At 66.5% G+C, this 12012-nt stretch carries 10 protein-coding genes and 1 tRNA gene; 6 read left to right on the top strand and 5 right to left on the bottom strand.

The genetic code is table 11. The features are described 5' to 3' along the window. Positions 1-8: 8 nt before the first annotated feature. On the bottom strand, positions 9-209 hold the full coding sequence (locus tag G6N55_RS22790; protein WP_085219896.1) for a hypothetical protein: 201 nt from the start codon (positions 207-209) through the stop codon (positions 9-11). A gap of 165 nt (positions 210-374) precedes the next feature. On the opposite strand from G6N55_RS22790, the gene G6N55_RS22785 reads away from it, so the two are divergent. From G6N55_RS22785 to G6N55_RS22760, 6 genes are all read left to right on the top strand, one after another. Beyond that, positions 375-1199, top strand: coding sequence for a PaaX family transcriptional regulator (locus G6N55_RS22785; protein ID WP_197747368.1), 825 nt, complete (start codon positions 375-377; stop codon positions 1197-1199). A gap of 92 nt (positions 1200-1291) precedes the next feature. Beyond that, positions 1292-3016 carry a 2,3-epoxybenzoyl-CoA dihydrolase gene (gene boxC, locus G6N55_RS22780; RefSeq protein ID WP_085219797.1) on the top strand — a complete coding sequence of 575 codons (1725 nt, stop codon included), beginning with the start codon at positions 1292-1294 and terminating at the stop codon, positions 3014-3016. 4 nt (positions 3017-3020) lie between these two features. Next, positions 3021-4442, top strand: a complete 1422-nt coding sequence (gene boxB, locus G6N55_RS22775; RefSeq protein ID WP_085219798.1) for a benzoyl-CoA 2,3-epoxidase subunit BoxB — start codon at positions 3021-3023, stop codon at positions 4440-4442. Then, on the top strand, positions 4426-6051 hold the full coding sequence (locus G6N55_RS22770; protein WP_085219799.1) for a benzoate-CoA ligase family protein: 1626 nt from the start codon (positions 4426-4428) through the stop codon (positions 6049-6051). Before boxB ends, G6N55_RS22770 begins: the two co-directional genes overlap by 17 nt. Positions 6052-6176: 125 nt before the next feature. Continuing rightward, complete coding sequence (locus G6N55_RS22765) at positions 6177-7409, top strand: cytochrome P450 (RefSeq protein WP_085219800.1); 1233 nt, start codon at positions 6177-6179, stop codon at positions 7407-7409. 136 nt (positions 7410-7545) lie between these two features. Beyond that, positions 7546-8571 carry an NAD(P)H-dependent amine dehydrogenase family protein gene (locus G6N55_RS22760; RefSeq protein ID WP_085219897.1) on the top strand — a complete coding sequence of 342 codons (1026 nt, stop codon included), beginning with the start codon at positions 7546-7548 and terminating at the stop codon, positions 8569-8571. A gap of 33 nt (positions 8572-8604) precedes the next feature. Here the strand turns inward: G6N55_RS22760 and G6N55_RS22755 are convergent. From G6N55_RS22755 to glp, 4 genes are all read right to left on the bottom strand, one after another. Continuing rightward, positions 8605-8677 (bottom strand) — tRNA-Ala (locus G6N55_RS22755). A 49-nt stretch (positions 8678-8726) separates the two neighbouring features. Next, positions 8727-9731, bottom strand: coding sequence for a divisome protein SepX/GlpR (sepX, locus tag G6N55_RS22750; protein WP_085219898.1), 1005 nt, complete (start codon positions 9729-9731; stop codon positions 8727-8729). Between the two features lie 246 nt (positions 9732-9977). Next, positions 9978-10631 carry a GNAT family N-acetyltransferase gene (locus tag G6N55_RS22745; protein WP_085219801.1) on the bottom strand — a complete coding sequence of 218 codons (654 nt, stop codon included), beginning with the start codon at positions 10629-10631 and terminating at the stop codon, positions 9978-9980. A 17-nt stretch (positions 10632-10648) separates the two neighbouring features. Further along, entirely contained in the window at positions 10649-11938 is a 1290-nt protein-coding gene (glp, locus tag G6N55_RS22740; RefSeq protein WP_085219802.1) for a molybdotransferase-like divisome protein Glp, read from the bottom strand. Between the last annotated feature and the right edge of the window lie 74 nt (positions 11939-12012).

Genomic DNA, 12012 nt, shown 5'->3' with positions numbered 1-12012 from the left:
CTGACAAACTATTTCGACGTGATTTTCCGCCAGCTGAATACCGCGACCGCGATGCCGATCACCACCGTGATCGGGCCGATGATGGACCAGGTGGTGGTGTTGCTCATCGGGCTACCCCCAAGCACTCCGAATCCCTGCAGCGCCCAGATCAGACCGAAGACTGCGACGAGCAATCCGACCGCGAATGTGACGACGAAAGCCCTACTCATAAAGCGATCGTAGGCTCGCCGGAGCCGCAGGACCACGGCGTCGGCCGTTGTCGCCACGACAATGAGAAGCTTGAAGTTCGCATGCTTGGCCCTAGGGAGGACGACGTGGCGGGAGTGTCCCGGCGCGGTGGCGGAGCCGATAAGCCCCCCGCGGTGATCCCCTCTGTGAGTCGGCGGCATCAAGTCGGCGATCCGAGCACCCGCTCGCTGCTGATGACGATCCTCGGTGAGTTCGTGCTGCCGACCGGACAACACGTCTGGACCGCCACCCTGGTGCAGGCACTGACCGCGTTGGGTATTGAAGAGGGTTCCGCACGTCAGGCGCTGGCGCGCACCGCAGCCCAGGGATGGCTCTCGTCGGAGCGGGTCGGCCGCCGGACGCGCTGGTTGCTCACCGATGCCGGGCGGCGGCTCCTCGTGGAGGGTGCCCACCGCATCTACACCTTCGGATCCGACGAGCCGTCCTGGGATGGCCACTGGTTTGTGGTGCTGGTCTCGATACCCGAATCGATGCGCGTCCTGCGCCACAAGCTGCGCGCACAACTGAGCTGGGCCGGATTCGGCTCTCCGTCGCCGGGCGTATGGATCTCACCGAGGACGGCCGTCGCCGCGGAAGCCAAGGACATCCTCGACAACCTGGACCTGTCGAGCAAGGCGCTGTCCTTTGTCGCCGAGTACGGTGCGCTCGGCAGCGAACGAGATATGGTCAATTCGGCGTGGGACCTGGCCGAAATCGACTGCTGCTACCAGGAATTCATCACCGAGTTCAGCGGACTGAAACCGACGACGCCCGACGACGTGTTCGTCGCCCAGATTCGGCTCGTCCACGAGTGGCGCCGATTCCCGTTCCTCGATCCCCAGCTACCGCCCGTATTGCTGCCGTCGCACTGGAGCGGGACACCTGCCGCCCGGCTCTTTCAGGATCAGCACCAGCATTGGCACGAACGCGCCCAGCGCCGGTGGCGCGAATTCGCCGACGAAGCCGAATAGGTCCGTCGTTCTTCTTCTACAAAACCTTTGCGATACGCATAACTAGTGTCATATATTGAAGCGGCATGCGGCTCCCACCACTAGGAGGACCGATGGCGGTCGGCATCGATGTCGGACACCACCCCCGCGTCTGCGCGGCTGACGCCACCGCGCCCGTAGTCTCGTTCGACACCCACCCCGGTCGGTACCGGCATTGGAACCTGCGACTCGACGGCGACCTGGCCTGGCTGGTGCTGGACGTGTCCGAGGACGCCGGGTTGGTACCCGGCTACGAGCTGAAGCTCAACTCGTATGACCTCGGTGTCGACATCGAGCTCTACGACGCAACGCAGCGACTGCGATTCGAGCACCCAGAGGTCAAAACGGTCATCCTGACCAGCGGCAAAGAGAAGGTCTTCTGTGCGGGTGCCAACATTCAGATGCTCGCCGCCTCGACCCACGAATGGAAGGTGAACTTCTGCAAGTTCACCAACGAGACGCGCAACGGCATCGAGGATGCCACCGAGAACTCGGGGCAGACATATCTGGCCGCGGTCAACGGTTCTTGCGCGGGCGGTGGCTACGAACTCGCCCTCGCCTGCGACCACATCCTGCTGGTGGACGACAACTCCTCGGCGGTATCGCTACCGGAAGTGCCGCTGTTGGGTGTGCTGCCCGGCACGGGAGGACTAATCCGCGTCGTCGACAAGCGCCGGGTGCGCAAGGATCTGGCCGACGTGTTCGCCACCCGTTCCAACGGCGTGCGCGGCAAGACGGCCGCGCAGTGGGGACTGGTCGACGAGCTGGTGCTGCCGCGCCAATTCGACGATGCGGTGCGCCGCCGCGCCACCGAACTCGCCGCGCGCTCGGCCCGCCCGTCACATGCCCGGGGCATCGAACTCGTCGGGCTGAACCGCGAGATCCGTTCCGACAGCATCGTCTACGACTACGTCACCGCCACCATTGATCGGACAAGTTCGACAGCCACCATCACGCTGCATGCCCCGACAGAGCCCGCGCCCGCCGACTTCGACGAAGCCGCCGCGCAGGGCGCCGCGTTCTGGCCGCTGGCGCTGACCCGCCAGCTCGACGATCTCATCCTGCGGCTGCGGACCAACGAAACGAACATCGGCATCTGGCTACTGCAGACCGGCGGTGACATGGCCACCGTCGACGGCTACGAACGCCTGCTACTGCACAATGCCGAAAGTCATTGGCTTGCCAACGAAATCGTGCAGTACTACAAGCGCGTGCTCAAGCGGCTGGATGTGACCAGCCGTAGCCTCATCGCCCTGATCGAACCGGGCAGCGCCTGCACCGGGATGCTGACCGAGCTGGCCCTGGCATGCGACCGTCAGTACATCCTCGACGGCCCGCCGCTGGACAACGAAGAAAGCCAAGCGCGCGCGAGCCTGCGGCTGACGGCCGCCAACTTCGGGGTCTTTCCGATGGGCAACGGATTGAGTCGCCTGGAATCGCGCTTCTACGGCCACAGCGATCACCTAACCCTGCTGCGAGACACTGTAATTGATGCCGAACTGACGGCCCCCCGCGCCGCGGAACTGGGGCTGGTCACCGCCGCCCCCGACGACATCGACTGGCAGGACGAAATCCGGCTCGTCGTGGAGGGGCGCGCGGCGCTGTCACCGGATGCCTGCACCGGCATGGAGGCCAATCACCGCTTCGTCGGTCCCGAAACGGTCGAGACCAAGATCTTCGGCCGGCTATCGGCCTGGCAAAACTGGATCTTCCTGCGGCCCAACGCTTCCGGGCCCGAAGGAGCGTTACGCCGATACGGCACCGGCAAATCGGCCAACTTCGACCCGAAGCGGGTATGACGTCGTGACCACATCGATCAACTACGAAGACAAGATCCCGAACAACGTCGACCTGTCCTCGGACCGCCGGCTGCAACGCGCCCTGGAGGGATGGCAGCCCAAATTCCTCAATTGGTGGGGCGAGATGGGTCCGGCGGTGCAAACCCACGGTGTGTACCTGCGAACCGCCGTGGCGGTCGGTCGCGACGGCTGGGCCCATTTCGACCACGTCAATCTCCCGGACTACCGGTGGGGCATATTTCTTGCCGAACCCAAGCCCGATCGTCGTATCGCGTTCGGGGAGCACAAAGGTGAGCCCGTTTGGCAGCAGGTACCCGGCGAACACCGCGCCGACCTACAGCGGCTGATCGTGGTGCAGGGCGACACCGAGCCGGCCTCGGTAGAGCAGCAGCGCCTCCTCGGCCTGACCGCACCGTCGTTGTATGACCTGCGAAACCTGTTCCAGGTCAACGTCGAAGAGGGCCGGCACCTCTGGGCCATGGTGTACCTTCTGCACGCCTACTTCGGCAGGGAGGGCCGCGAGGAAGCCGAGGCGTTGCTGTGCCGCAATTCCGGCAGCCCCGACTCACCGCGCATCCTGGGGGCGTTCAACGAATCGACCGCCGACTGGCTCGCGTTCTACATGTTCACCTACTTCACCGACCGCGACGGCAAATATCAGCTCGGCACGTTGAAGGAGAGCGCGTTCGATCCGCTTTCCCGCACATGTGAATTCATGCTGAAGGAAGAGGCGCACCACATGTTCGTCGGCACGACGGGCGTGGACCGAGTGGTCGCTCGCAGCGCCGAGCTGATGCGCGAGCACGATACCGCCGACATCGGAGGATTCGGCGGCATTCCCCTCGAGATCCTGCAGAAGTACATCAACTTCCACTACAGCGTCTCGCTGGACCTGTTCGGCAGCGAAACCTCCACCAACGCCGCCAATTACTTCACCGTGGGGCTGAAAGGCCGCTGGCAAGAGGAGCGACGAAGCGACGATCATCTGCTCGTCGACGCCCACGCCGAGCTCGGCAGGCCCACGCCCGAGGGAACCTGGGACACCGACGAGCTACCGGCGCTGCTGGCCTTGAATCTGGACCTGCGCAGCGAGTACACCAGCGACTGTCACAGCGGTGTCAAGCGGTGGAACAGGATCCTCGCCGACAACGGCATCGACTATCGATTCATGCTCCCCCACGTCGGTTTCAACCGCGCCGTCGGCGCCTACGCCGAACACCACATCACTCCGGCGGGCAGCATTGTGGACGTTGCCTCGTGGGAGGACGCGAAGGCAAACTGGTTACCCACCAACGACGACCTGTCCTTCGTGCGCTCGCTGATGCGGCCCGTGTATGAGCCGGGCAAGATCGCCGGCTGGGTCGCGCCACCGACCCAGGGCATCAACGACAAGCCGTTCGATTTCGAATATGTCTACCTTTCCTGAGCATTCGGCCGCGGGCGCGGCTACCGCCCTCGACCGGCCGTTGTTCAATGCTGCGGGTTATCTCGTCGATCGGCACCTGCGTGTCGGGCGAGGGGAGTGCACCGCCGTCGTCAGTTCGACGCGCACGCTGAGCTACCAGGACCTGGCCGAGGAGGTGCGTCGAGTCGCCGGCGGGCTGCGGAATCTGGGCGTGCGGCGCGAGGACCGTGTCATCCTGTGCATGGCCGACGATGTCGAACTGCTGTCGGGGATCCTGGCGGCGATGTATCTGGGCGCGGTCGCCGTCCCGGTTTCCACCATGCTGTCCGGACCGGAGTTGGGCAAGTTGGTCGCCGATTCGCGTACTCGATTGGTCTGTGCATCAACGGAGTTCGCTGTTCAAGTTGCCGCTGCGACCGCGGTGGCCCCCGATGTCGCCGACGTGGTCTTCGACGGCCAGCAAGAAATCGATAGCCTCCCCGGCGCGGCCGTGCACCGCTGGGAATGTCTCGCATCGGCCGATCCAGTCGCCGCGGCCGCCGACACGTATGAGGAGACGCCCGCACTGTGGCTCTACACATCGGGCACGACCGGCACGCCCAAGGCCGCCATCCACCGGCACGGCAGCATCCGCAGTGTTGCCGAAAGCTACGGCGCCGGACTGCTGGGCATCTTGCCCGACGACCGGTGCCTGTCGGTCGCAAAGCTGTTCTTCGCCTACGGCCTCGGCAATTCCTGCTTCTTCCCACTCGCGGTCGGTGCCACAACGGTTTTGGAGCGAGCACGTCCGACCCCGGCCGTCATCGCGCAACGCATCCGAGCCGAGCGCCCGACACTGTTTTTCGGCGTTCCCACGTTCTACTCGTCGCTGCTGGCCAGCGATTTGCCCGATGGTACGTTTGAGTCTGTCCGACAGGGCATTTCGGCGGGAGAAGCGCTACCTCCCGTGCTGTTCGAGAGGTTTCGTGACCGGTTCGGAGTCGAGGTGCTGGACGGCATCGGGTCGACGGAGGCGCTGCACATCTTCCTGTCCAACCAGCCGGGCCGGGCGCGACCGGGATCGGCGGGTGTTCCGGTGCCCGGCTACGAGGTGCAGCTGCGGGACGAGTCCGGTGCCGTCATCGACGCCGCGGGCGCGCGCGGGATGCTGCATGTCAAGGGCGGGTCGATCGCCTCGGGTTACTGGAACCGGGCCGACGCCACCCGGCAGGTGTTTGAGGACGGTTGGCTGCGCACCGGCGACGCCGTCGTGCGCAACGCCGACGGCACGTACAGCTGGCTCGGCCGCTCCAGCGACATGCTCAAGGCCGGCGGCATCTGGGTGTCGCCGGCAGAGGTTGAGGAACGGTTGCTGCAGCATCCCGACGTCATCGAGGCGGCCGTCGTGGCTGCCGCCGACGCGTCCGGTCTGGAAAAGCCGATCGCCTGCGTCGTGCCGCGGCCCGGCCATCGGGCCGACGCCGACTCCCTTGTCGCCTGGTGCCGCGAGGGGCTGGCCGCGTTCAAACGACCTCGCGCCTTCGTCATGATGGCCGAGCTGCCCAAGACCGCTACCGCCAAACTGCGGCGCGATCTGCTTCGCGAGCAGGTCGCCGACGTACTCACGCGACCGCCTACCGCGCAGACATGAATGAGTTGCGCTGGGAATCAACAGGTTTGACAGCTGCTTGACTGAGCCTCCCGCCGGGTTTAAAGTCAGACGAAGTGGCAGTCGACTGTCGGTTAGAGCATTCTCGAACCTGATAGGGAGGGGCGATGGCGCCCGTCAACACCGCTAGCCCGAGTGTGTTCGACGCGGGCTTGCCGACCATCGAGTACGACGTCGCGACTGCCACACCCGCGCAGTTGTACCCGAAATTCCAGGCAGCGCAGCGGTTGGCACCGATCGCACTGGGACCATACGGACCCGAAGTGCTGTCCTACGATCTGGTACGCACTATGTTGCGAGACAATCGATTCCAGATCCCGCCCGGGTATATTCTCGCCGTCCAAGGCATCACCTCCGGTCCCCTCTGGGACAAAGTCGTCAACTCGTTGCTGGGCATGGAGGGCGCCAAACACCAGCGGGTCCGCGGCGTCGTGGCCAAGGCGTTCACCCCGCGCGCGGTCGAGCGACTGCACGCCACCATCGTCGAGGTCATCGACGAAATCGCCGAACCGATCAGCCGCCGGGGTCATTGCGACGTTGTCAGCGACATCGCGCGGCCGTACCCCGTGCCCGTCATCTGTGCGTTGCTCGGGGCGCCCCGCGAGGACTGGCAACAGTTTTCACTGTGGGCGGACGACATCTTCAAGGCATTCAACTTCACCTTCACCGCCGCTGACGTACCCGACGTGATGCGCGCCTGGGGTGAACTCGACGATTACGTCGACGACATGATCGCCCGGCGCCGCCACACCCTGACCGACGACCTGCTCTCCGACCTCATCCGGGCCGAGCACGACGGGGACCGGCTCAATCACGACGAGCTGCGGATGCTCGCGGCCGCCCTGTTGCTCGCGGGCACCGACACCACGCGCAACCAGGTTGCCGCGTCCATCGGCGTCCTCTGCGATCACCCCGACCAGTGGGAGCTCTTGCGAGACAGACCCGAGCTGGCGATGACCGCCGTCGACGAGACCATGCGCCACTCCCCGATCGCCAATTCCTTGGTACGTGTCGCGGCCCAGGACGTCGAACTCGCCGGTGTCCTCTTTCCGGAGGGCACCATGATTTTCTCGAATACCGCTGCGGCCAACCGTGATCCGGCGATCTACGACGATCCCGATCGGTTCGACATCACCCGCGAGGGATTGCCGCCGGTGCTCAACTTCGGTGCGGGCGTGCACTATTGCGTCGGTGCGAACCTGGCCCGGCTGGAAATCGCCGAGGCGCTGCGAACCGTCACTCGTCGAATCGCGAATCCTCGCAAAAATGGGCCGTCGCCGTGGAAGCCGTTTGTCGGGCTGAGCGGGCCCTCGACTCTCCCTATCGCCTTCGACACCTAGTTGCGGGTCGCGGCCATCGGTCGGTCACAATGAAGGCCGCCTCAGCCGCCGGTGTCAGGAGGAAGCAGTGACGACATTCAGTGATCTAACGCGGCTCCGCGTCATCCCTTGGGGCACCGGCACGGTGGGTGCCGAGATGGTCACCACCATCATCGATCACCGGCCCGATATCGAGATCGTCGGCGCCCGAGTGTATTCCGACTCGAAGAACGGAGTCGACGTCGGCACGCTGGTGGGCCGCGACCCGATCGGTGTCGCCGCGACGACCGATGTCGACAAGATCGTTGGGCTGGATGCGGATTGCGTGCTCTACACCCCGCGCAACACCAACCTCGACGAGGTGTGCACGCTGCTCGCCAGCGGGAAAAACGTTGCGACGACGGCGTTTCTGTTCCATCCGCGCCGCATCGCACCGGCCGACCGCGACCGGGTGCTCGAGGCCTGCCGGGCCGGCGGAACCACGATCCATGGCAACGGGTTGAACCCCGGGAACCTCTCCGGCGCCCTGCCGCTGGCCCTGTCGGGCATGTCCCGCACCATCGACAAGATCACGCTGCAGGAGCGGGCCGACTGGTCGGTCTACGAAAGCACGTCGATCACGTTCGACAACATGCGCTTTGGGCGACCCGTCGAGGAGATCAGCACCGAGGCCAGTGAGTTCCTGGCCTTCAACAGCGGGATCTTCACCGAACAGGTGTGGCTTCTCGCGGACGCGCTGAATGCCGGCATCGATGAGGTCACCTCGACCGTGGAGGCGGTGCCCGCCCGAGAGGATCACCAGATCTTCGACCATCTGTTGCTCGCGGGAACCACTGCGGGGCAACGATGGAAGTGGTCGGGGCGGCGCGACGGCGAGGTGCTCGTCGAGATCGAGACGCTGTGGACCGTGGGCGGCGAGTACCCGGGCCATTGGCCCAAACCCCAGGACGGTTGGACGCTGACGATCGAGGGCGACCCGTCGATGCGGACACATTTCTTCTGCCTGGCCAGCTTCACCCGCGCGGCGAGCATGGAAGAACACGTCCGCTCGGCAAGCGTGGCCACCGGCATGCAGGTGCTCAACGCCGTGCGGGCGATCTGCGAGGCCCCCGCGGGTTTCGCCACCGCGGCGACTCTGCCACTGATCCGCGGCCACGTCGGGTTCGGCAACACCGGGGCGTGATCAAAGAAAGCCCTCTGACCAGTTCAAACGTTGTGGAGCTAAGGGGAATCGAACCCCTGACCTTCTCGATGCGAACGAGACGCGCTACCAACTGCGCTATAGCCCCTGACCGCTAGCAGGCTACCAGTTCTGGGAAAGTGCCAGAGCCAACAGGCCTACTGGCCCACGGCGCGCGGCAGGTCCCGGGGCCAGCCGAAGTTCTGCTGCGGCATCGCGTAGTCCAGGTGCTCGAAGATCGGGTCCTCGTCGTCGATCTCCAGCACCACCGCACCGGGGCGACGCAGCCGCGACGGGACCACGTCGTAGTCACGGTCGCGGGTGTTCTCGACCCCGAAGCGGGCGCGGGTCATCCGCTGTGTGCGGCGGCGACGGATTTTCTCCTCGATCTTGGTCTGCCGGCGCAGATAGCCCAGGTAGAGCAGGGTGATCGCGGTGGCCACTCCGCACACCCACCAGGCGGTCCGGGTGATCTCGAACGCGGCCGTCGCGGAGCCGACCAGCACGACCGCCATCACCATCAGCACCTTCCTGCGGAAGGCGTACTTGCGCGCGGTGACGGCGGCCGCGGTCTTGGTGTCGAAACGGCGCCGGCGCTGCGCGCTCGCCGGGACCACGCGCTCGCGGACGCCCGGGTCCTCGTCGTCTGCCTCGGGCTCTAAACCGGACGAGTCCTCGACGTATTCGTACTCGTCGTCGAGGTGATCGTGCTCGGCCTCGTCGTCGTGCTCGTCTTCGGCCACCGGGGCGAGTTCGGGTTCGACGGCCGCGGCGCTGACTCCGGCCGGCAGGGCGCCCGAGTCTTCGATGACGTCGACGTCCAGGTAGTCGGGCTCGGCCGGCTCGGCGGCCGGCATCCGCATCACGACCGCACCGGCGGGGCTCAGCTCCTCGGTCTCGGCGTCGTGCTCATCGTCGGTCTCGGCGAGCTCGTCGTCGCCCGCGTCTTCGGGCTGCCAGTCCGGATCGCTGCGGTGACCCGCCGCCGGACCGTTGCGCCGAAGCAGGCGGGAACCCGCACCACCGTTGAGCACCCGGGTGGCCAGCGCCACGTCGCTGGTCCGTCGCACGGCGTCGCGCTTGCTGACCAGCATCGGTACCAGCACGAACAGCCAGAGCACCACGAGCGAGATCCACAACAACGACTGCGGGATGCTTGGCATGATGAACTGCTCCTTCTGGTCGGATCCCCCGCGAGGCCGATCGTTGACCTGCGTGGCCGGGACCTGTGACCAGCGCAATTACACACCTGTAATTTGCCTCAATCAAGCATCACACGCCACATATGTCACGCTAGCCACAGTTTTATTGCGATTTCTCTACAGCGGCGGGTCGGGAACGCGTCGAAATCGTCGTCTCGCAAGCCATCGCGGCAGGCACTACCGCCCCGGCAGCAACCCCAAAGACCGTTAGGCCCAGCGCGCGTGTCCGGCGCGGACCAGCGTCGATGCGACCGACCCGTAGACCTCCTCGGCCGTGATGGCCATCAGGAGATGATCGCGCCAGGCCCGGTCGACCTCGAGGTAGCGCCGCAGCAGGCCCTCTTCGCGGAAGCCGACCTTGGCCAGCACGGCCCGACTCGCGACGTTCTCCGGGCGCACGGTGGCCTCCACCCGATGCAACATGACGGGCCCGAAGCAGTGGTCCAGGCCCAGTGCCAGCGCGCCGGTGGCCACCCCGCCGCCGGTCGCCGAGCTCGGCACCCAGTAGCCGATCCACGCCGACCGCAAGGCGCCGTGGGTGACGTTGCCGATGGTCAGCTGCCCGCAGAACTGCCCGTCGAGCTCGATCACGTACGGCAGCATGCGGCCATTGCGCGCCTCGGCGCGCAGGCCAGAACACAAGGCCGGCCAGGCCGCGACGGTGTGCCGCAGCGCCCAATCGCCATCGGACGTGGGCTCCCACGGCTCGAGATGCGCCCGATCGGCCAACCGGTGGCGGCTCCATTGGGCGCCGTCGCGCATCCGCACCGCCCGCAGCCGCACGACGCCGGCTGCGACTCGTAGCGGCCCGACGGACGAGGGCCACCCGGGATGACGGGCGTCAGAGCGCAAGAGGTTCACGAGCGTGCGCAGTTGAGTCAGCCGCGCTGGGCCAGGAACGCGACGTCGACGATCTCACCGGTGCGAATCTGCTCGGCCCCACTGGGAACCACAACTAGACAGTTTGCCTCAGCCAACGTCGCGAGCAAATGCGACGAACCCGGGGCTCCGCCCAGCGCCTGCACCAAATACTCACCGCTGTCCTGGTCGCGCATCAGCTGCCCGCGCAGGTAGCCCTTGCGTCCGGCCACCGACGTGATCGGCGACAACGTCCGGGCCTGCACCACCCGGCGCATCGGCTGGCGCTTGCCCAACGACAGCCGGATCAGCGGGCGAACCATCACCTCGAAGACCACCAACGCGCTGACCGGATTGGCCGGCAGCAGGAATACCGGCACGCCGTCGCGGCCCAACTGACCGAAGCCCTGCACCGAGCCGGGGTGCATGGCGACCCGCACGACCTCCATCTCGCCGAGCTCGGACAGCACCACCCGCACCGCCTCGGCGGCCGCGCCGCCCACCCCGCCGGCGATCACCACGACCTCGGCGCGATTGATCTGGCCCTGGACGATTTCGCCGAGCTCCTGCGGGTTGTTGGGCACGATGCCGACCCGATTGACCTCCGCGCCGGCATCCCGGGCCGCGGCCGCCAACGCGTAGGAATTGACGTCGTAGACCTGACCGTTGCTCGGAGTCCGCGAGATGTCGACCAGCTCGCCGCCCACCGCCATGACCGACACCCGGGGACGCGGATGCACCAGCACCCGCTCCCGGCCGACCGCCGCGAGCAGGCCCACCTGAGCCGCGCCGATGATCGTCCCGGCGCGCACCGCGACATCGCCGGGCTGGACGTCGTCGCCGGCGCGGCGCACGTAGGCACCCGATGGCGCCCCGCGCAGAATCCGCACCTTCGACGTGCCGCCGTCGGTCCAGCGCAACGGCAGCACGGCATCGGCCAGCGTGGGCAGCGGCGCCCCGGTCTGCACCCGCACGGCCTGCCGCGGCTGCAACCGGCTCGGCGTGCGCGCACCGGCCTCGACGGTCCCCATCACCGGCAGTACCAGCCCGCCGGGACTGTCCACGTCGGCCATCGGCTCGCCGGTTTCGTCGAGGGAAAGGTCGGCACCCACTTCGCCGATGCCCAGCACGTCGACGCTGCGCACGGCATAGCCGTCGATCGCGGCCTGATCGAAGCCGGGCAGCGGCCGCTCGGTCACTACTTCTTCGGCGCACAACAACCCTTGTGCCTCGGCGATCGCGACACGTATCGGGCGCGGGGCTACCGCGGCCGCCGTTATCCGGGCCTGCTGCTCCTCAACCGAACGCACTCGCCGCGCCTCTCTGCCGTCACCCCTGACGGGCGCCGTATCGGGCCCTGTGAAGGACCGAGCCCGATCGCCCG

It is taken from the genome of Mycobacterium florentinum, from assembly GCF_010730355.1.
GTDB classification, from domain to species: Bacteria; Actinomycetota; Actinomycetes; order Mycobacteriales; family Mycobacteriaceae; genus Mycobacterium; species Mycobacterium florentinum.
The sequence above is the reverse complement of the archived record's forward strand: the minus strand, read 5'-3'. Positions and strand labels throughout refer to the sequence as shown.